The organism is Lysinibacillus sp. AR18-8 (assembly GCF_001705465.1).
GTDB lineage: Bacteria > Bacillota > Bacilli > Bacillales_A > Planococcaceae > Lysinibacillus > Lysinibacillus capsici.
Window position 1 is genome coordinate 71,050 of record NZ_MDGU01000009.1, and the last position, 21,201, is coordinate 92,250.

Annotated in this window: 21 protein-coding genes and 1 tRNA gene; 19 read left to right on the forward strand and 3 right to left on the reverse strand. The window is 37.7% G+C overall.

Going from position 1 to position 21,201, the window contains the following annotated elements; genetic code table 11:
- The first annotated feature begins 3 nt into the window (after positions 1 to 3).
- From rapZ to BFM98_RS08365, 4 genes are all read left to right on the forward strand, one after another.
- A complete protein-coding gene (gene rapZ, locus BFM98_RS08350; RefSeq protein ID WP_054549566.1) occupies positions 4 to 897 on the forward strand; it encodes an RNase adapter RapZ in 894 nt (297 codons plus the stop codon).
- 4 nt (positions 898 to 901) lie between these two features.
- Positions 902 to 1,897, forward strand: coding sequence for a gluconeogenesis factor YvcK family protein (locus BFM98_RS08355; protein WP_054549565.1), 996 nt, complete (start codon positions 902 to 904; stop codon positions 1,895 to 1,897).
- 65 nt (positions 1,898 to 1,962) lie between these two features.
- Positions 1,963 to 2,910 carry a DNA-binding protein WhiA gene (gene whiA / locus BFM98_RS08360; protein ID WP_004228019.1) on the forward strand — a complete coding sequence of 316 codons (948 nt, stop codon included), beginning with the start codon at positions 1,963 to 1,965 and terminating at the stop codon, positions 2,908 to 2,910.
- A gap of 112 nt (positions 2,911 to 3,022) precedes the next feature.
- On the forward strand, positions 3,023 to 3,280 hold the full coding sequence (locus tag BFM98_RS08365) for an HPr family phosphocarrier protein (RefSeq protein WP_004228023.1): 258 nt from the start codon (positions 3,023 to 3,025) through the stop codon (positions 3,278 to 3,280).
- 54 nt (positions 3,281 to 3,334) lie between these two features.
- On the opposite strand, the gene clpP is transcribed toward BFM98_RS08365, so the two are convergent.
- Complete coding sequence (clpP, locus tag BFM98_RS08370) at positions 3,335 to 3,925, reverse strand: ATP-dependent Clp endopeptidase proteolytic subunit ClpP (RefSeq protein ID WP_004228025.1); 591 nt, start codon at positions 3,923 to 3,925, stop codon at positions 3,335 to 3,337.
- Positions 3,926 to 4,234: 309 nt separating this feature from the next.
- Here clpP and BFM98_RS08375 point away from each other — a divergent pair.
- From BFM98_RS08375 to BFM98_RS08390, 4 genes are all read left to right on the forward strand, one after another.
- A tRNA-Arg gene (locus tag BFM98_RS08375) sits at positions 4,235 to 4,309 on the forward strand.
- Between the two features lie 498 nt (positions 4,310 to 4,807).
- A complete protein-coding gene (locus BFM98_RS08380; RefSeq protein WP_004228033.1) occupies positions 4,808 to 5,605 on the forward strand; it encodes a basic amino acid ABC transporter substrate-binding protein in 798 nt (265 codons plus the stop codon).
- Between the two features lie 86 nt (positions 5,606 to 5,691).
- Entirely contained in the window at positions 5,692 to 6,402 is a 711-nt protein-coding gene (locus BFM98_RS08385) for an amino acid ABC transporter permease (RefSeq protein WP_004228035.1), read from the forward strand.
- On the forward strand, positions 6,399 to 7,121 hold the full coding sequence (locus tag BFM98_RS08390; RefSeq protein ID WP_048390865.1) for an amino acid ABC transporter ATP-binding protein: 723 nt from the start codon (positions 6,399 to 6,401) through the stop codon (positions 7,119 to 7,121). The genes BFM98_RS08385 and BFM98_RS08390 overlap by 4 nt, the downstream gene beginning before the upstream one ends.
- Before the next feature lie 51 nt (positions 7,122 to 7,172).
- Here BFM98_RS08390 and BFM98_RS08395 read toward each other — a convergent pair whose 3' ends face one another.
- Complete coding sequence (locus tag BFM98_RS08395) at positions 7,173 to 7,787, reverse strand: spore coat protein (RefSeq protein ID WP_004228038.1); 615 nt, start codon at positions 7,785 to 7,787, stop codon at positions 7,173 to 7,175.
- A gap of 133 nt (positions 7,788 to 7,920) precedes the next feature.
- On the opposite strand from BFM98_RS08395, the gene BFM98_RS08400 reads away from it, so the two are divergent.
- The 3 genes from BFM98_RS08400 to BFM98_RS08410 all read left to right on the forward strand — a co-directional run bounded on the left by BFM98_RS08400 (position 7,921) and on the right by BFM98_RS08410 (position 11,669).
- Positions 7,921 to 8,502, forward strand: a complete 582-nt coding sequence (locus tag BFM98_RS08400; protein ID WP_048390866.1) for a LemA family protein — start codon at positions 7,921 to 7,923, stop codon at positions 8,500 to 8,502.
- Between the two features lie 38 nt (positions 8,503 to 8,540).
- The gene (locus BFM98_RS08405) at positions 8,541 to 9,248 is read left to right on the forward strand and encodes a TPM domain-containing protein (protein WP_254660011.1); all 708 of its coding nucleotides are present in this window, start codon (positions 8,541 to 8,543) and stop codon (positions 9,246 to 9,248) included.
- A gap of 147 nt (positions 9,249 to 9,395) precedes the next feature.
- Positions 9,396 to 11,669 (forward strand): S9 family peptidase, encoded by a 2,274-nt coding sequence (locus BFM98_RS08410; RefSeq protein ID WP_066037090.1) that lies wholly within the window; start codon positions 9,396 to 9,398, stop codon positions 11,667 to 11,669.
- Positions 11,670 to 11,723: 54 nt separating this feature from the next.
- On the opposite strand, the gene BFM98_RS08415 is transcribed toward BFM98_RS08410, so the two are convergent.
- Complete coding sequence (locus BFM98_RS08415) at positions 11,724 to 13,094, reverse strand: aminotransferase-like domain-containing protein (RefSeq protein ID WP_066037091.1); 1,371 nt, start codon at positions 13,092 to 13,094, stop codon at positions 11,724 to 11,726.
- A gap of 122 nt (positions 13,095 to 13,216) precedes the next feature.
- Between BFM98_RS08415 and BFM98_RS08420 the strand changes: the two genes are divergently transcribed.
- The 8 genes from BFM98_RS08420 (at position 13,217) to gpmI (ending at position 21,200) form a co-directional block, all read left to right on the forward strand.
- Positions 13,217 to 14,134, forward strand: coding sequence for a DMT family transporter (locus BFM98_RS08420; protein ID WP_066037092.1), 918 nt, complete (start codon positions 13,217 to 13,219; stop codon positions 14,132 to 14,134).
- Positions 14,135 to 14,186: 52 nt separating this feature from the next.
- Positions 14,187 to 14,420 carry a glutaredoxin family protein gene (locus BFM98_RS08425; RefSeq protein WP_054549560.1) on the forward strand — a complete coding sequence of 78 codons (234 nt, stop codon included), beginning with the start codon at positions 14,187 to 14,189 and terminating at the stop codon, positions 14,418 to 14,420.
- Positions 14,421 to 14,681: 261 nt separating this feature from the next.
- A complete protein-coding gene (locus BFM98_RS24410; protein ID WP_004228055.1) occupies positions 14,682 to 14,804 on the forward strand; it encodes a hypothetical protein in 123 nt (40 codons plus the stop codon).
- A 175-nt stretch (positions 14,805 to 14,979) separates the two neighbouring features.
- A complete protein-coding gene (locus tag BFM98_RS08430; protein ID WP_054549559.1) occupies positions 14,980 to 16,032 on the forward strand; it encodes a sugar-binding transcriptional regulator in 1,053 nt (350 codons plus the stop codon).
- Between the two features lie 126 nt (positions 16,033 to 16,158).
- Positions 16,159 to 17,175 (forward strand): type I glyceraldehyde-3-phosphate dehydrogenase, encoded by a 1,017-nt coding sequence (gap, locus tag BFM98_RS08435; protein ID WP_004228061.1) that lies wholly within the window; start codon positions 16,159 to 16,161, stop codon positions 17,173 to 17,175.
- 525 nt (positions 17,176 to 17,700) lie between these two features.
- Positions 17,701 to 18,885 carry a phosphoglycerate kinase gene (locus BFM98_RS08440; RefSeq protein ID WP_066037093.1) on the forward strand — a complete coding sequence of 395 codons (1,185 nt, stop codon included), beginning with the start codon at positions 17,701 to 17,703 and terminating at the stop codon, positions 18,883 to 18,885.
- A 19-nt stretch (positions 18,886 to 18,904) separates the two neighbouring features.
- Positions 18,905 to 19,666 carry a triose-phosphate isomerase gene (gene tpiA, locus BFM98_RS08445; protein WP_048390882.1) on the forward strand — a complete coding sequence of 254 codons (762 nt, stop codon included), beginning with the start codon at positions 18,905 to 18,907 and terminating at the stop codon, positions 19,664 to 19,666.
- Positions 19,659 to 21,200, forward strand: a complete 1,542-nt coding sequence (gene gpmI / locus BFM98_RS08450) for a 2,3-bisphosphoglycerate-independent phosphoglycerate mutase (protein WP_066037094.1) — start codon at positions 19,659 to 19,661, stop codon at positions 21,198 to 21,200. Before tpiA ends, gpmI begins: the two co-directional genes overlap by 8 nt.
- The last annotated feature ends 1 nt before the right edge of the window (position 21,201 follow it).

Consider the following 21,201-nt stretch of genomic DNA (forward strand, 5'->3'; position numbering starts at 1 on the left):
TGCATGACAGTGGTGGTTGAAGGCCAACAAAGTACACATGAATTGGTTATTATTACAGGAATGTCTGGGGCTGGGAAAACAGTAGCTATTCAAAGCTTTGAGGATTTAGGGTATTACTGTATTGATAATTTACCACCTGCGTTACTTACAACTTTTTTAACCTTATTAAGAGATTCTGGTAAAAACAGTACCCGAATTGCAGCAGTAATGGATATGCGCGGAGGAGACTTTTTTGATGCTCTAATTGGCGCATTAGACCATATACTAAAAGAAGGCGATATTGTTGCTCGTATTTTATTTTTAGATGCAGATGATGCCACATTAGTCAGACGGTATAAAGAAACGAGACGTGCACATCCATTAGCAGTGAATGGTTTACCTCTAGATGGAATTAAACAGGAACGAGTACTTTTATCTGAAGTAAAGGGTCGTGCCAATTTTGTTTATAACACATCTAACATGAAACCAAAGCAATTACGTGAAAAAATCGTAAAAGAATTTGCAAGTGAGGCAGATACTATTTTTACCGTTAACATTATGTCCTTTGGCTTTAAACATGGTATGCCGATTGATGCGGACTTAGTGTTTGATGTTCGTTTTCTTAAAAACCCATACTATGTGGAGGAGCTACGTCCAAAAACGGGTCTTCAAACAGAGGTATCTTCTTATGTGTTAGCGTTGGAAGATACGCAAATCCTTATACAAAAACTGACGGATTTATTAGACTTTATGATTCCTCTCTATCGACAAGAAGGTAAATCACAGCTTGTTATTGCTTTTGGTTGTACTGGGGGCCAGCATCGCTCCGTGACATTAGCAGAATTTTTTGGTGCATATTTTGCGGGCAAGGAAAATACGGTTATTACGCATCGTGATATTAATCGTAGAAAGGAATGAGTGAATGGGGAAAAAGCAAACAAAGCTTGTGGTAATTGGTGGTGGCACAGGGCTCTCCACGTTACTTCGCGGTCTGAAGCATCACCCATTTGATATTACTGCTATTGTAACAGTAGCAGATGATGGTGGATCTTCAGGTCGTTTACGTGATGATTACGATATCCCACCGCCTGGCGATGTACGTAATGTGATTGCAGCATTATCAGATATTGAGCCCCTTGTAGAGCAAATGTTTCAATACCGTTTTTCGGCATCTGAAGACTTACGAGGTCACTCCTTAGGGAATTTAATGCTTACAGCCCTTACTGATATTACTGGTGATTTCAATCATGCTATCAGTGAGATGGGAAAGGTTTTAAAAGTTCATGGTCGAGTTATTCCAGCAGCTAATAAAAAAATCACCTTACATGCTGTGCTTGAGGACGGTTCAATTATCGAGGGAGAATCAAAAATCCCGACAGCGACGAAACGCATTAATCGCGTTTTTTTAGTACCTGAAAATGTGCAACCGTTGCCAGAAGCTATTCGTGCAATACTTCGTGCAGACTATATTTTAATAGGACCAGGAAGCTTATATACAAGTATTATTCCGAATTTGCTTGTTAAGGAAATAGGTGAAGCAGTTGTTAAGGCTAAAGGAAGAAAAATATATGTTTGTAATTTAATGACACAAAAGGGTGAAACCATTTCCTATACAGCAGGCGATCATGTAACAGCCATACATAAGCATGTTGGCCATGATTTTATCGATTCCATTTTAGTAAATGATGAAGAACTCCCTAACCCTGTAAAAGAACTGTATAAAGAAGAAAGAGCGGAACCAGTAACATTTGACGTAGCAAAGCTTGAAAGTATGGGTTTAGAAGTTATCAAACGAGACATTGCTACAATTCGACCAGATGGAACGGTTCGACATAATGCTACAAATGTTGCAGAATGGCTGGTAGATTATGCTGATATTTACCATCAAAAAGTAAGAGGACCAATAATAGAAACATAATGGCTTTATTGTATATGGTAAGATGAACATATACATAGAAATCATGATTGAAAGGGGGGCGTGATATGTCTTTTGCTTCTGAAACAAAAAAAGAATTGACACAAATAGAAGCGGACAATCATTGTATGAAAGCAGAAGTTTCTGCCCTAATTCGTATGAATGGTTCATTATCCTTTGCAAATAAACAACTAAGCTTAGACGTGCAAACCGAAAACGCTGCAATTGCCAGAAGACTATATACGATTATGAAAAAATTGTATCCGTACAATGTTGAATTACTTGTTCGTAAGAAAATGCGATTGAAAAAAAATAATGTGTATATATGCCGTGTAAGAGAAGGAGCGCGTGAGCTATTAATTGATTTAGAAATCATCTCAGACGACTTTCAATTTAACCATACTATCTCAAGAAAGCTCATTCAAAAGAGCGGCCAAAAAAGAGCTTATTTAAGAGGAGCCTTTTTAGCAGGAGGTTCCGTCAATAATCCAGAAACATCGGCTTATCATTTAGAGGTTTATTCTTTATATAAAGAACATGGTGAGGCATTAATGGATTTGATGAATGAATTTGAACTCAATGCCAAAACAATTGAACGTAAAAAAGGCTTTGTAACTTACTTAAAAGAAGCAGAAAAAATTTCAGATTTCCTTAATATTGTTGGAGCGCATCAGGCTATGATGAAATTTGAAGATGTTCGGATTTTGCGAGATATGCGTAATAGTGTCAACCGTATTGTGAACTGTGAAACTGCCAATTTAAATAAAACCATTGGAGCAGCATTACGGCAGGTTGAGAATATTCGATTTATTGAAAATTCAATTGGTCTTGATCAACTACCGGAGAAGCTTCGTGAAATAGCACGTCTCCGTGTTGAATACCAAGATGTGACATTAAAAGAGCTTGGTGAAATGGTATCTAGTGGAACGGTTAGTAAATCAGGTGTTAACCATCGATTGAGAAAAATTGATGAGATTGCGGATGCATTAAGGCGTGGTGAAAAAATAGGTGGTTAAGTTATCATACTTTTCAGGTATGAATGTCATGCTAATCGCTTATTGTTCTTTTGCCAGTAAGTAAGGTAAGATAAAACTAATAGACGAACGGTAGTGAAGGGGAGTTTTGAGAATGATTGAGAGAAGAGTCCAGGTTAAATTAAAATTAGGACTACAAGCTAGACAAGCAGCACTATTTGTGCAAGAAGCAAATCGTTTTAGTGCTGATATCTTTCTAGAAAAAGATGAGAAAAAAGTAAATGCCAAATCCATTATGGGTGTTATGAGCTTAGCAGTTGCTAAAGGTACCGAAGTGACTTTAAGCAGTGAAGGTAACGATGCTGAGCAAGCGGTTACAGCATTGGCAACAATTATTGAAAATGAAGATTAACATTCATTAAATACAAAAGGCATCACAGAGCAATTCTGTGATGCCTTCTATTTTTTATTTATTATCGCTACGGTGCATAATATGATCGATTAAACCGTATTCTTTTGCACGTTCAGCAGTCATGAAGTTATCACGATCTGTGTCTCTTGCAATGACTTCAAGTGGTTGACCAGTGCGTTCAGATAAAATGCCATTTAATTTCTCACGTAAGAATAGAATACGTTTAGCAGCAATTTCAATTTCTGTCGCTTGACCTTGTGCACCACCTAGTGGTTGGTGAATCATGACTTCAGCATTTGGTAAGGCAAAACGTTTACCGGGTTCTCCAGCTGCAAGTAGGAAAGCACCCATTGATGCAGCCATACCAATACAAATTGTTTGTACCTGTGGTTTAATGATTTGCATTGTGTCATAGATAGCCATACCAGCCGTAATGGATCCGCCAGGTGAGTTAATATAAAGAGAGATATCTTTATCTGGATCTTCTGCTTGTAGGAAAAGAAGCTGAGCGACAATGGAGTTAGCAACATTGTCATCAATAGCACTTCCTAAAAGGATAATACGGTCTTTAAGTAGACGTGAATAAATGTCATATGCACGCTCACCACGACTAGTTTGTTCAATAACTGTAGGAATTAAATTCATGTTAAATCCTCCTTAAAAAGCTAAATTCGAATACCTTTGCTGAAAATTTTCCTTTGTATTTCAGCTGTATCCTTATCATACACATTATAGTCAGGGAAGGTCAAATATTAACCCTGCTAAAGTGAAATTAAAAAAAATAAATTGTTTTTGCATTCTATGGTTGAATTATATAGGATAGGCTTGTATAATGATTAAGGTTATAAGGTTTAAAGTACAGGACACTATTTTGCAGGTATGCTTCAAAAATGAGGGTTATCTACATCATGCTTTTCGTAAGCCTAGAGTGAGTACTTTTTTTTTGTGTCTTTTGCCCTCGTGGTGTAATGGATAACACGTAAGATTCCGGTTCTTGCACTGGGGGTTCGATTCCCTCCGAGGGCGCCATTTTACTGATCAATTGATATACTGTTATAGCTCATCTCCTAATAAGTAGTTTAGCAGCCTGCTTACTGGAGATCGAGAGGAAGAATAAAGGGAATACTGTCCTAGTTGGCATTATTCCCCTATTTATTCCTTTCAAACCTTCAAAAAAGCAACAACTCCAAATTATTTTTTAGTGAACATACTGTACGTGAGACTAGTAATAGTCGAAAAAAAGAATCCTATCTGAGGGGATTCTTTTTTTTTGCCTAAATTTATCGAAATTTGGCATGGTTCTAATTGTATATATATTAGTTTTAGGTTAATTTTCTTGTTATTTATACATGTTTTTTCAAATTATATGAATTTATTATAAATTTATATGAAAAAATATTTAATTTTATGCGAAAAGTTGTTGTCTAAATACTATAATGTTAATATAATTGACCTAATAGTCTAACATTTCCGAATTGCGAAAAATAATACGTAATTCGGAAAATTATCGAACTAGGGGGAAATACAATGAAAAAAACAGGTTGGATGTTACTGATGATTATTGCAGCTTTAACATTAGCACTTGCAGGTTGTGGTACAAAAGATGATGCATCTTCAGGTAGCTCATCTTCAGAAGATGGTGGAGATGGCAAAAAGGTTTACAAAGTAGGTACTGAGGCAACTTTTGCACCATTTGAATCTGTTGACGATTCAGGGAAAATTGTAGGGATTGATGTCGATATTCTACAAGCTATTGCAGATGAGATGGACTTTGAGGTTGAGTGGAATAATATTGGATGGGAGCCAGTGTTCCAAACAATTAAGAACGGTGAAACAGATATCGGTGCTTCTGGAATCACAATTACGGAAGAGCGTAAAGAATCATTTGATTTTACAGAACCGTATTATGAGTCTCAGTTATTAATTGTTGTGAAAGAAGATTCAAAGATTAAATCTCTTGATGAATTAAAAGATAAAAAAGTATCTGTACAAATCAATGCAACTGGTCATATGGCAGCGAAAAAGCTACAAGGGGAAGCAAGTACAAATATTATGGCGTTTGAAAGTCAGCCAATCGCTATCCAAGAGATGCTAAATGGTAATGTTGATGCAGCTATCGGAGATAATGCAGTAGTTTATGAATATATCAAAGCTCACCCAGATCAAAAACTAAAAGTAATTGAAGATGATGCATTCGAAAAAGAATACTATGGCTTCATGGTTCAAAAAGGGAATAAAGAATTGCTAGATAAATTAAACGAAGGTCTTAAAAAGATTAAAGAAAACGGTAAATTAAAAGAAATTACAGGCATTGATTTTCAATAAAAATGAATGAAATGATGCTACTAACATAGTAACTGTGCTAACAGCTCATTTATTAATTGTAATTTAAAGGGGAATGGGGTTTTCGGATGGACATCTTTGACTTACGCTGGGACATTGTCTGGAACTACCGAGATATGTTTATACGAGGTATTGGCGTAACACTTATTTTGACACTTAGTGGTTATTTTGGCGGTATTCTATTAGGACTATTTTTAGGCCTTGGAAAATTATCGAGTAAAAAATGGATTTATTGGCCATCTAAACTATATATCGATTTATTCCGTGGAACACCGATGCTTGTACAAATCTTGTTAATTCACTTAGCAGTTATTCCAACAATTTTTGGTCATTCTTTAGGTTATATGGTATCAGGGATTACAGCGCTTATTTTAAACTGTGCTGCTTATAATGCGGAAATTTTCCGTGCAGGGATTCAAAGCATTGCAAAAGGGCAAATGGAGGCTGCTCGCTCTCTTGGATTAACGCATAACCAAGCGATGCGTAAGGTCATTTTACCTCAAGCATTTAGACGTATGATTCCGCCATTGGGCAATGAATTTATTGCATTATTAAAAGATTCTTCACTTGTAACTGTAATTGCAGCACCAGATATTTTATACGCTAGTAAGGTCGTAGCTGGTGCAAGCTTCCGCTTCTGGGAACCGTATATCGTTGCAGCATTATTATATTTAGTGTTGACATATGGTGTAACGAAGATTGTAGCATTTATCGAGAAACGATTTAGCAATAGCTATGTCCCTCGTAAAGCTAAGGTAGAAGGGCGGGAAGCTAGATGATAAAAATTGAAAACCTACACAAATACTTTGGCAAGCTTGAAGTATTAAAAGGAATCGATTATGAAATTCAAGAAAAACAAGTTGTCTGTGTTATTGGGCCGTCTGGTTCAGGAAAAAGTACATTTCTCCGTTGCATCAATATGTTAGAAGAAGTAACGGATGGTGCTATTTATATTGAAAATGTAAAAATTAATGATCCTAAAACGAATATCAATGAAATTCGCGCTGAAGTGGGTATGGTGTTCCAACAATTTAACTTATTCCCGCATATGACTGTTATCGATAATGTCACGATGGCACCTATGCAAATTCGTAAAATGAATCGTACAGACGCAGAAGCTTTAGGACATGAGCTATTAAAAAAGGTCGGGCTCGACAGCAAGGCCTATAATTATCCTGAGCAGCTATCAGGTGGTCAGCAACAGCGTGTGGCGATTGCTCGTGCCTTAGCAATGAAGCCAAAAGCTATTTTATTTGACGAGCCAACTTCAGCACTTGACCCTGAAATGGTAAAAGAGGTGCTAGATGTTATGAAAAATCTAGCAGCTGAAGGGATGACAATGGTAGTTGTGACACATGAAATGGGCTTTGCTCGTGAAGTAGGTGATCGAGTAGTCTTCATGGATGGGGGCTATATTGTAGAAGAAGGGTCTCCAGAGGAACTATTCGGCAATCCCCAAAGCGACCGTACGAAAGCGTTTTTAGGAAAAGTATTATAAAGCTGAAAAAGCGAACGACATGCTCGTTCGCTTTTTTTGTGCTGTTCTTATTTAATGAAGGGGATTAGATGTTGTGTCGAATGCATTCAGCATCGTTTGCATATCCTGTTGGGAATACTGAGGCACCTGATAATAGCCGTGTTTATTTTGATAAATGGATAATTCGTATCCCATCTCAATACAGTTAGGAATACTATCCGCAACAACGCGACGAACTACAGGGTTTGTTGTCTCCAACGCAGCAGTTGTCATACATTTTGCTGCTCCTTTTTGAGCTCCAAGTAAAAATCCGGAAATAGCTTCATCATTAATTTCATTAGCGTTTTGCATCGGCTTTTTTGGTTGACCAGGATTTAGGCCATATTTGAAATCATTTCCTGTTTCCATTTGGTAGCGTCCTGTTGGAACAGATGGATCGTGTCCTGTTTTAAAGGACTCTACGATCGTATTGTACATACCAAGAGTGAAATTATATTGGCGATCCAAAATGTTGAGTAATTCAGGATCTTTTACATGGGGACGCAAAATAATCGCTTGGTTCATACCTGCAATAATTTCGCCAATTGTTTCATGCATGTCCATCATTTCATGTCCACCATGATTTAGGCTATGTTGTTGATTTAAATTTGTTTGGTTTGATGATTCATTGTAAAACGATTGTGACAAAAAAAACGCCTCCTCAATAATTTTTTGTTGCAGTATTTAGTATGTCGTGTCAATTCAATTTCATACGGTATAAATGTAAAGGTAAAAATGTAGACTAAAGATAGAATGAAAAGCAAGTCAAGGAGGCTTAAAATTGAAAAAGTTACTTGGACCAATTGGAATAATTGTCATCATTCTTGTTGTAATCGCCTTATTATTTATACCTAAATACAATAGTCTGGTGACAGCCGAGGAAAATGTTGATTCTAAATGGGCACAAGTTGAAAATCAGCTCCAACGTCGCTATGATTTGATTCCCAATCTAGTGGAATCTGTGAAAGGCTATGCGAATCATGAGCAAGAGGTGATAGCGAATATTACGGAGGCACGTGCACAAATGGGAAGTGCAAGCTCACCAGAGGAGCAAGCTGTTGCCAATGATGCTTTAACTGGCGCTCTTAGTCGTTTACTAGTAGTTGTAGAAAATTACCCAAACTTAAAGGCAGATGCAAACTTCCGCCAGTTAATGGATGAGCTAGCAGGTACGGAAAATCGTCTGGCAGTAGCACGTGAGGATTACAATAATGAGGTGCAGCAATTCAATAAACATGTTAAACGTTTCCCGGGGAATTTAATGGCAGGGATGTTTGGCTTTGAACAAAAAGAATACTTTAAAGCCACAGCAGGAGCTGACAAAGCACCATCTATCGATTTTAGTCAATCGGGTACACATTAATGAAACGCTGCATTGTACAGATAATCATCGTTTGTTCGGTGCTTCTTTTTTTCTCGAATCTAGCAGAAGCAACAATGCCATCACCGATGAAAAATACGTATATACATGACTTTGCCAATGTAATTTCTGCGAATGTCAAAGAAGAGATAAATCAATATTCCGAGCAGTTGGATCAAGGCACGGGTGCTGAAATCATGGTAGTCACAGTTGATAGTCTTCATGGACAAGAGCCGAAAATGTATGCGACAAAATTGATTCGGTCATGGGGCATTGGTGACAAGGATAAAAATAACGGTGTCCTAATTTTAGCTACCTTAGGTCAAGGGGAAGGAAATAACGACGTTGTAATTGCAGTGGGTCAGGGACTAGAAGGAGCATTACCAGATGGTAAATTAGGACGCATTTTAGATAATGCATTTTATCCCTCAGCAAGTGCTGGTAATCTAGACCAAGCTTTTCAAGCAACCTATTCTGAAGTTTTCCGCGCTGTTGCCCAAGAGTATAATTGGAACGGTGATTTGCCAGCGCAAACAAAAGAAGAGGATGACATACCCACTTGGTTAATTATCCTAATCATTATCGTTGTTATTATTATCTATTCATTCTTTTCGAAAGGCGGCGGAGGTCCTCGCTCTGGAGGCTATGGCGGTTATCCAGGAAGTTTTGGTGGAGGTTCAAGTAGAGGGGGCTTTGGCGGATTTGGTGGCGGATCTTCTGCTGGTGGGGGAGCAAGCAGGAAATTTTAATAGAGGTATGGCGAACTATTCTATATAGTTCGCTTTCATTTTGGCTTAATTAAAAACCTCTCAATTATTGACAATAATGCTAAAATTGTTATAATTTAAATATATCGACAAACGATATAGCGTAAACTGATATAGGGAGGAATCATTTTGAAAAAAAGATTTTTATCTGCATCGTTAGCAATTATTTTAACAACCTCTGTAGTTATTCCTGCAACAATGCAAGAAGTCCGTGCTGCAAATGAAACTAATAGCACAGTAACAGCACAAGAAGAACATGTGTCAGCGCAGGAATTTTTGAATTTAGCTGTAACAACTTTAACATTCCAACATGGTTCAGATTCAATGCGTCAACAAATTATTGATAAATGGGTCAAGGCTGGAGAATTCACAGATTTAAGTTTGACAATTAAACGTGATGAAGCGGCTCGTATTTTAGTTAGAGCGTTAAATAAAGAAGAAAAAGAAGCTTCACTTGCTGACTATTTAGAGAAGGCCAATAAGATTGGTTTATTTAATGGCTTATCATTAAATACAGAAGCAATTTCAAAACAAGATGCAGTAAAAATTTTAAACAATGCAAAACAAATAAAAAATGGTTCCAATCATGAAGGTGTAAAGGAAATTTCAGTTGAAGACTTTATGAAAAATCCTGGTAATTTTGGTTATGAACTTTCGCCAGATGGCAATTACATTACTTTTTCCTCTGCTTGGGAGAACAGAGCGAATGTTTTCGTGAAAAAGATGAATGATGATAGTGAGCCTGTTCGTGTTTCCAATTCAAAAGATCGAGACGTTGCAGGATTTTACTGGAAGGATAATAATTTACTCTACGTAAAGGATAAAGGTGGAGATGAGAATTTCCATATTTATTCTACAACATTTAATGACTCTGAGGAAAAAGATCTAACGCCATATCCAAACGTCACAGTTGGGATATTAAGTGGTCTACAGGGTGTTAAAGATGAAATTCTTATCATGATGAATAAGGAAGATGCAACAGTTTTTGATGTCTACAAGTTGAATGTAAAGACTGGGGAAACAACTCACGTTGCAAAAAATCCGGGTAATATTACGAGCTGGCTAGCAGATCGCAATGGAAATGTACGAATTGCTGTAGCCTCAGATGGTGTGGAAGGAACGATTCTTTATCGAGATTCTGAAAAGGATGAATTCAAGCCATTTATTGAAATGGAAGCTGGAGATGAAGTAATGCCACTAGCTTTCTCAAAAGACAATCAATACATTTACGCTACATCTAACAAAGGTAGAGACAAAGTAGAAGTTGTGAAATACGACTTAAAAGGTAATGAAGAAGTAATTATGTCTAATGATCAAGTAGATGTTTCTGGTGTCTTATATAGTGCCGAACACGATAAATTGCTATATGGTGCGTATATAACAGATAAACCACATTACCAATTCTTTGACGAGAACTTTGAAAAGCTTTTCCGTAAAATCCAAAGCAAGCTGAATGTGCATGAAAGTGAGCTTGGTATCAACGATTACAATAAAGAAATGACAAAATTTATTGTGAGTGTTTCAAGTGATACTGTCTATGGAAAATATTATTATTACGATTCTACGACAGATGAATTAACCGAGTTGGCCACTTTAAGCCCTTGGTTAAATCCGAATGAACTGGCAGAAATGCATCCAATTTCATATAAGAGCCGAGATGGTTTAACGATTAATGGCTATTTAACTTTACCGAAAAATAAAGAAGCGAAAGATCTCCCTCTTATTGTCAATCCTCATGGTGGGCCTTGGGCACGTGATATGTGGGGCTTCAATCCAGAAGTACAATTATTAGCTAATCGTGGCTATGCAGTGCTACAGGTGAATTTCCGTTCGTCAACTGGATATGGTAAAGAATTCCTTCAGGCTGGTAATAAGCAATGGGGTCTGAAGATTCAAGATGACATCACTGATGGTGTCCAATGGGCAATTGACCAAGGCATTGCAGACCCTGATCGCATCGGTATTTATGGGGCATCATTTGGTGGTTATGCAACATTAGCGGGTATTACGTATACACCTGATTTATATGCTGCTGCAGTTGATTATGTAGGAGTATCTAACATATTTACATTATTAAATACCATCCCTCCTTACTGGGAAACTATGCGTAACATGTTTTATGAGCGCGTAGGTCATCCAGAGAAAGACAAAGAATTGTTAACTGCTGTTTCACCAGTTTTCCATGCAGATAAAATCAAAACACCATTATTTGTCGCACAAGGAGCAAATGACCCACGTGTGAACAAAGCAGAATCCGATCAAATTGTGGAAGCCTTACGCGCTAGAGGTGTGGATGTAGAGTACATGCTAAAAGATAATGAAGGACATGGCTTTGCAAATGAAGAAAATAGAATTGAATTCTATAATGCCATGGTAAAATTCTTCGATAGTCATTTAAAATAATTTAAAACGAAAGGCATTGATGTGTAGCTTGCTCACAATCAATGCCTTTTTTTATTACAATAGGTGAATGGGATTTGGATAGCGCATTTTACGTTCAAATGATGAAATGCACAGTGCTAGTTCCTCAATACCAGTATAAATTAATGGTTCATCTACCTGAGAAATACTTAAACGAATAAGATTATCCTTTTTAAATTCTGGTAGATACATTCTAGCAGCGTCATCCATCAATATATTTTTTTCCTTTAATAAATGAACCACCTGCCTAGCACTTACATTATCAGGAAGAATAATGGAAAGATAAAAGCCTGATACTGGTTTCGTATAGTTAGTAGAGGTGGGAAGTAATGATTCGCAAGCCTCCTGTAAAACGCTCATTTTTCTTACATAAAGCTCTTTAATCTTTTTAATATGACTATTAAACATACCGCTTTTTAAATAAATGTCTAAGGCACCCTGCGAGAGCACAGAGCTATTGAAATCAGCACTAAATTTATAACGTAGAAAATGATTTGTCATTATAGCGGGAAGGACGACTGTGGCTACTCTTAAACCCGGAAGAAATACTTTTGAAAAGCTTTTAATATAAATAACCCTGCCAGTGGGATTAAAAGAAAAAAACGGATCCGCTTTTTTATTAGGATCTAAATCTCCTAAAAAATCATCCTCCACAATATAAACATCATATTTTTCTGCTAATTCCACAATCTTTCTTTTTTCGTCATTTGTATAGCTATGACCAAGAGGATTATGGAATCTCGGCACAGTATAAAAAAACTTAATGTCATTATTGCGAAAAATATAGTCAAGACGATCTAAATCAATGCCCTCCATTGTTAAATCAATCCCGAAAGTTGTAGCTTGTTGCAGATGGACAGATTCTATAAAACCAAAATAGGTAGGCTGTTCTATTAATATATTATTTTTACCATTCGGAAAAGGCATTGCCGCTAGTAAATGTAATGCTTGCTGTGAGCCCGAGACAACAAATAATCGATCAGGTTCAGTAAAGACCTGTAAGTCCTGTAGATACTTAGCCAATTGTACACGCAGCGAGTAAAGCCCTTGCTGATCACTATAACTAAATAATTCTTCTTTATATGTGTCGATAGCTTGATTGATGCAATGCTGAAATTCAATATAGGGCATAATGCTTTTGTCTGGGCCAGCTGATAAAAAATCAATAACTTGTTGGTTTGTAGTTGGTTGCTCTATGTTATTCACAACATAATAGCCACTTTTGGGTTTGGAAAAAATAAGATGCTCCTTTTCTAATTCATTATACGCTCTTATCACTGTATTTTTACTGCAGGAAAATTGCTCAGACAGTTGTCGAACGGAAGGTAGTTTACTGCCTGTAAGGAGCACACCATTAGCAAGCTGCTCTTTAATGTCCTCTACAACTTCTAAATATTTTGCAATCATCATCCTTCCTCCTTTATCTGTACCAGGACAGTTGGTAGAAAATTCTGTTTATTTTTGAGATAGCGCCACTTACTATGGATTATACCAGGGACAGATGGAGAGGAAAATGAAAGGATGAGAACATGCAGGATAAAAGAAAAGAAAAAATAGGTTTGCTGTTAGGATTTGTGGGCGTAATTTGCTTTAGTCTAACGTTACCTGCAACAAGTACAGCTGTACCATATTTTGGAGCGACAATTGTAGGATTGGGGAGAGCTGTCATTGCGGCGTTCATCGTAGCCATTGTTTTACTTGTAAGAAAAGAAAGACTACCAACTGCTAGACAATTTAAAAGCTTGATAATAGTATCTTTTGGGGCTGTATTAGGGTTTCCTTTACTTACATCTTGGGCAATGACAAGGTTACCAGTTTCTCACGGAGCGGTAGAATTAGCACTTTTACCTTTAGCGACTGCGGGTTTTGCTTTATTCAGAGCAGGTGAACGTCCCTCATTTAAGTTTTGGTTATCGAGTGTTATTGGGGCTATAGCCGTTATTATTTATGCTAGCTTTTTAGGCTTAGGCCAATTACATATGGCAGATCTAGCATTATTAGCAGCAGTTGTAATATTAGGTCTTAGCTATGCAGAAGGAGGACAGTTAGCGAAGGAATTAGGGAGCTGGCAGGTGATTGCTTGGGCTATTTTGATGGCGGCTCCCTTTTTTATTGTCCCTGTCATTTCCCAATTTTCCTTGGAAATGCTACATGCCCCTCTTACAGCGTGGGTTAGCCTGTTATATTTAGCTGTTGTCAGTCAGTTTTTAGCATATGTTGCTTGGTATGGGGGAATGGCTTTAGGAGGTATTGCAAGAGTTAGTCAGATCCAATATTTACAGCCATTTTTAATGATTCTTTTTGCTGCGCTATTTTTAAATGAATCCATCTCTTGGTTTACGATCGTCGTGGCAATGATTGTCGTGATTTCCGTCATTGTTGGCAAAAATACAACCATTACAAAGAAGGATGCTAAGACAGCTCAAATAAACATCATCAAAGAATAGTAGCCATTTCTTCATTGCCACATCGTTTATAATAAAGGAGGAGGTGCTATCTATGAAAATTAAATTTTTTAGTAGGGCGAATTGTCCTTTATGTGTAGAAGGGCTACAGACATTAAAGCTTGTTCAGGAAGATGTTCTATTTGATATTGAAATAATTGATATAGAGCAGGATGATCGTATACATGAAAAATATATGCTAATGATTCCGGTAGTTGAAAAAGAGGGTGTCGTCATTCAGTATGGTCATTTAGATTATGCCACGTTAATGGAGCGATTAGGCAGTTAATCTACTGAAAGTATAAAGAATTATTAACGGTATAAATGACTTTATTATTAGCTGTCATTCTCACAATTCACAAATTGTTCAATGAAAGCGGTTTGAATTTGAACAGTTTGTGAAGACCTTCACATTAGACTTTGTTTTCCTAAAAATCGGAGTAGAATAGGTATCAAGTAAGAAGTTGTTATAAAACAGTTTAGCAAATGTATCACAAATTTTAGTGGTTGTTATATTACAAAAATGAATGATGTGAAGGGAGATTTTACAATGTGGGTTATTACAGTATTTGAGAAAAAGGACGTTCGTATTTTTGAATTTACAAATAAAACTGAAGCAACAAAAGCTTTAGAAGGTTTTAAAAAGAATGCGATTTTATCTTTCACTAAATAAGTTCAACAAAGTCTTGTAGCTGTTTTTAGAGCTATGAGGCTTTTTTTTATCCAGAACAATACAACTACTTGCACTTTAAAACAATGCATATTATAATAAAAGCATAAGTGGGACACAAAATAATTAAGTGGGTTAAAAATAAACCCACCACTATTAATTAGGGGAGTAGATAGATATGTTAACTGTTCCAGAGGCACAGCAAAGGCTACTTCCTGAAATGTATCCGCTTCTGCAAGCAAGATATCGAATATTGCAAGCCGTTCAACTTATGCAACCAATCGGGCGACGTACACTAGCTGATTCACTGAAAATGACAGAAAGAGAAATCCGCAAAGAAACTGATATTTTACGTGAACAAGGGTTATTAGATGCGCAAAAGTCGGGTATGGTATGTACAGATGATGGTGAAATAGTCATTGAAAAATTAAGAGCTATCGTTTATGAATGGTCTGGTTTAACCCAGCTTGCAAAAGTGCTTGAAAGCCACTTTGGCATTCAACGTGTAGTCGTAGTTCCTGGTGATTACAATGAGGATCATACAATCCTAAGCATGCTAGGCAAAGAAGCAGCATTGCAATTTATGTCGGCTGCTTTTGATGAGCAAGTTGTAGCTGTCACTGGTGGAAAATCTGTTGCCTCACTTGCGCAGTTTTTACATCCTTTAGACGGACAAAAGGATATCACTTTTGTAGCTGCACGCGGGGGGATTGGACATGAAATGCAAATGCAGGCCAATACACTTGTTGCAACATTTGCCATGCAAATGGAAACACAATACCGTACTTTATTTTTACCAGAGCATTTAAGTGAGCAAGCTTATCAAGCGATGCTAACAGAGCCGATGGTAACAGAAATGATGGCCTTCTATGATCAAGCAGATTGCGTCATTCATGGGATTGGCTCTGCAGAGGAAATGGCGATTCGTCGTAACTCATCTCCTGAGGATTTGCGAATTCTTGAGGAAAAAGGCGCTGTGAGTGAGGCTTTCGGTTATTATTTCAATGCCGATGGAGAAATAGTACATCGTATACGCACAATTGGTATCCAGCTTGAGCAGGTACAAAACAGTGAGCAGGTCATTGCAGTTGCAGCAGGAAAACAGAAGGTCAATGCAATGCTTTCTTATTTCAAAGTAGCACCTAAGCAAACCATATTTGTAACAGATGAAGCAGCGGCCAAAGCAATTGCTGCTAAAATATCTTCTATAGAAAATAAGCATCTTGAATGATGGCAAAGTTGTAAACATGTCACTCGATCTCAGAAAGTGCTAAAGCATTTTTTGAATGAGCATAAAGTAAATTTTGATGTCTCTATTCATAGAGACAGACATCACACATTATTGGAGGAATTAACAATGGCATTAAAATTAGCGATTAATGGATTTGGACGTATTGGACGTTTAGTATTTCGTGAGGCAATGAAGCATGATGAATTTGAAGTAGTAGCCGTAAACGACTTAACAGATGCTGGTCAGCTTGCGCACTTATTGAAATATGATTCAGTACACGGTATCTATGATGCTGAAGTCAATGCAGATGAAGATTCTTTCGTAGTAAATGGTCAACGTGTAAAAGTATATGCTGAAAAAGATCCTGCCCAATTACCATGGGGCGAATTAGGAGTAGATGTAGTGCTTGAATGTACTGGTCGATTCCGTTCAATGGAAGAAGTAGGCAAGCATATTGAAGCAGGGGCGAAAAAAGCGATTCTATCGGCACCAGCAAAAGGCGCAATGCCTACATTTGTTATGGGTGTAAACCATGAGGATTATAACCCAGCAACTGATGATGTAATCTCCAATGCTTCTTGTACAACTAACTGTCTAGCACCAGTAGCTAAAGTGCTTGATGAGAAATTTGGCATTGAACGTGGTATGATGACAACAATTCACTCTTATACAAATGACCAACGAATTCTAGACTTCCCTCACTCTGACCCTCGTCGTGCACGTGCCGGAGCAGTGTCTATGATTCCAACAACAACAGGTGCAGCGGTAGCTGTATCAAAAGTATTACCACAATTAAAAGGTAAGCTAGATGGTTTCTCTATGCGTGTGCCAACGCCTAACGTATCATGTGTTGACTTAGTTGTAGAGCTAAAAGCAGATGTATCGAAAGAAACAATTAATGCAGCATTAAAAGAAGCTTCTGAAAATGAATTAAAAGGCATTTTAGATTACAATGAGCTACCATTAGTATCAATTGATTATAACGGTAACCATTATTCTTCTACGGTAGATGGCCTTTCAACAATGGTGTTAGAAAACAAAATGGTGAAAGTTTTAGCTTGGTATGATAACGAAATTGGTTATTCTACTCGCTTAATGGACCTAGCTTTATACATTGCTGAACAAGGTTTAAACCATAAATAAGTATCATATTTCGACATTTTGAGTAAAAAGTGTGACATATTACTGCTTTTTATGTACAAAAAGTATAGCCTTTATAATATCGAATAGATATAATATACAAGGGTATTGGGAGTAAGGGATAACCCTTACTCCTTTTTTTCTAGATTCAGCAGAAAAACCCACCTCTATAGGTGGTGAGATGAAAACACAAATTACTCTCTTGATTCATTGATGTAAAATCACCGACTGAATTAAGGTAAAAGCCTCAGCGAATGTCACAGATTTTGAAGAGGAACAAGTTCGGAAAAAATAAATACACTGAGGCGTAATTGATACATGTTGATTGCAAGACATAACAGTTAACTTTTGCTACTATAAAAACAAGTATTAGGGTTCATTATCAAAAGTTGGAGAATCATCCTTACACGAGATAGTGACGCGAAAAAGTACCAAAATGACTATTGAATTTAGTAAGCATGGTGTAGAGCCAAGATGGGTAAAACACAAAAGTGTAAGACTAAAACAAACTTTGAAGGGAGTTTCTTCATGTTAAATAAGAAAACAATGAAAGATATTGATGTTAAGGGTCAACGCGTTTTTGTACGTGTAGATTTTAATGTACCAATGGCAGACGGTGCTATTACAGATGAGACGCGTATTCGTGCAGCTATTCCTACAATTGAGTATTTAGTAGAGCAGGGTGCTAAAGTTATTCTAGCTTCTCACTTAGGTCGTCCAAAAGGTGAAGTGAAAGAGGATATGCGTTTAACGGCTGTTGGCATTCGCTTAGCGGAATTAATGGGCAAGCCTGTTACGAAGCTTGATGAATCCATTGGGCAAGCGGTGGAAGAAGCCGTTGCAAACATGCAAAATGGAGATATTCTACTGCTTGAAAATGTACGCTTCCATGCTGGTGAAGAAAAAAATGATCCTACATTAGCACAGCAATTTGCTCAGCTAGCAGATATTTATGTTAATGATGCTTTTGGTGCAGCCCACCGAGCCCATGCTTCTACAGAAGGAATTGCTAAGCATATTCCAGCTGTATCTGGATTCTTAATGCAAAAGGAATTAGATGTACTAGGTAAGGCATTGTCTAACCCTGAGCATCCGTTTACAGCCATTATTGGTGGTGCCAAAGTAAAAGATAAAATTGGTGTTATTGAAAGCTTATTAGAAAAAGTAGATCACTTAATTATCGGTGGTGGTTTATCCTTTACATTTATTAAGGCACAAGGCCACGATATCGGTAAATCATTGCTAGAGGAAGATAAAATTGAGCTAGCAAAGTCCTTTATTGAGAAGGCAAAAGCAAAAGGTGTGCAATTACATATGCCAGTCGATGCTGTTGTGGCAAATGAATTTTCACAGGATGCTGAAACACAAATCGTTGATGTAGATGCTATTCCAGCTGATTGGATGGGTCTAGATATTGGACCTAAAACGGCTGCAAACTATGCAGAAGTTATCAAAAACTCTAAATTAATCATTTGGAATGGACCAATGGGTGTCTTTGAAATGGACAAATTTGCAAACGGCACAAAAACAGTTGCTGATGCAATGGCAACAACAGCTGGCTACACAGTAATCGGTGGCGGTGATTCAGCTGCAGCAGTTGAAAAATTTGAAGTAGCAGATAAGATGAATCACATTTCTACAGGTGGTGGTGCTTCCTTAGAATTAATGGAAGGCAAAGAGCTTCCAGGGATTGTAGCACTAAACGATAAATAAGCTAATCGGAGGCAAAATGATGCGTAAACCAATTATTGCAGGTAACTGGAAAATGTTTAAAACATTTGAAGAGGCTATTCAGTTTGTAGATGCTGTACAAGAAAAACTTCCTTCCAATGACAAAGTAGATGCTGTTATTTGCGCACCAGCTCTTTACCTACCTACACTTGTGCAAGTTGCTAGTGAGTCAGAGCTGGCAATTGGTGCACAAACTATGCACTATGAAAATGAAGGTGCTTTTACGGGTGAAATTAGTCCAGCACAGCTAGCAAGTGTGGATGTTGACTATGTCATTTTAGGACACTCTGAACGTCGCGAATACTACAATGAAACAGATGAAGCGATTAATAAGAAGGTAGCAGCAGCACTTGCACATACTATCGTACCTATTATTTGCTGTGGCGAAACACTAGAAGAACGTGAAGCAGGCACAACAGAGCAAAAAGTGGCTGGTCAAATTAAAGCGGCACTTGCTGGGTTTGAAGCACAGCAAGTTGAGCATATGGTCATTGCGTATGAACCGATTTGGGCGATTGGTACCGGTAAAACGGCTACGGCAGACGATGCAAATCAAGTATGCGGAGCGATTCGAGCAGTAGTAGAAGAGCTATATAATGCTGAAACTGCGAATGCTGTGCGCATTCAATATGGTGGCAGTGTTAAGCCTGATAACATACAGGAGCTTTTATCCAAAGAACATATTGATGGTGCTTTAGTTGGTGGAGCAAGCTTACAACCAGAATCTTATTTAACATTATTGGAGGCGGCAGCAAATGCCTAAAAAGCCAGTAGCATTAATTATTTTAGATGGCTTTGCATTTCGAGATGAAACATTCGGGAATGCAGTAGCACAGGCGAATAAACCAAATTTTGATCGATATTGGCATCAATTTCCTCATGCGACATTAACAGCAGCGGGAGAAGCCGTTGGATTACCTGAAGGACAGATGGGGAATTCTGAGGTGGGGCACTTAAATATCGGTGCAGGACGTATCGTCTATCAAAGCTTAACACGCTTAAATAAATCTATTCGTGATGGAGATTTCTTCACGAATCAAGCCTTTTTAGATGCAGTAGCACATGTGAAAGCTCATCAGTCAAAGCTACATGTTATGGGCTTATTATCAGACGGTGGTGTTCATAGTCATTATGAGCATATGTTTGCACTATTAAAGCTAGCTAAACAGCAGGGATTAGAGGAAGTTTATGTACATGGCTTCTTAGATGGTCGTGATGTTGGTCCAACAACAGCATTAGACTATATCGAAGAAACGGAAAAGCAAATGGCTGAAATAGGCATAGGGCAATTTGCTTCTATTCATGGACGTTACTATGCAATGGATCGCGATAAACGTTGGGATCGTGTGGCACTGACTTACAATGTACTGGTGGATGGCGTCGGTCAAACAGCAGAAAGTGCTAAAAGTGGTGTAGCAGCATCCTATGAGCGTGAGGTAACAGATGAATTTGTCATCCCATTTAGCATTCAAGAGCATGGTGAGCCAGTAGCAACAATTGGCGATCATGATGCAGTGATTTTCTTTAACTTCCGTCCCGATCGTGCCATTCAGCTGTCAACAGTTTTTACAAATGGAGCATTCGATGGCTTTGCTATATCTGCAAATCATCCAAAGAATTTAAAATTTGTGTCCTTCACACACTATAGTGATGAAGTCAACGCTCAGGTTGCTTATGAAAATGACAACTTGAAAAATACAATTGGTGAAGTATTAGCGACGAATGGGAAAACACAGTTGCGGATTGCGGAAACTGAAAAATATCCACATGTTACATTCTTTATGAGTGGTGGACGTGAGGAAAAATTCCCTGGTGAGGAACGTATTTTAATTGCTTCTCCAAAGGTGGCGACATACGATTTAAAACCTGAAATGTCTGCCTATGAGGTGACAGAAGCCTTACTTGCAGAAATTGCGGCTGAAAAATTTGATGGCATTATTCTTAACTTTGCCAACCCTGATATGGTTGGTCATAGTGGAATGCTGGAGCCAACAATTAAAGCCATTGAAGCAGTAGATGAATGCTTAGGAAAAGTAGTAGACGCACTCCTTGCAAAAGGTGGCGCAGCTATTATTACAGCTGACCATGGCAACTCTGATGAAGTGTTAACTTTAGCAGGTGAGCCAATGACAGCTCATACAACAAATCCTGTTCCAGTAATTGTGACAAAACCAAATATAATGTTAAGAAATGGTGGTATTTTAGCCGATTTAGCGCCAACCATGTTAGAATTATTAGAGGTGTCACAGCCTACTGAAATGACAGGACAATCATTAATTGAAAAAGAGGAGAATTAAT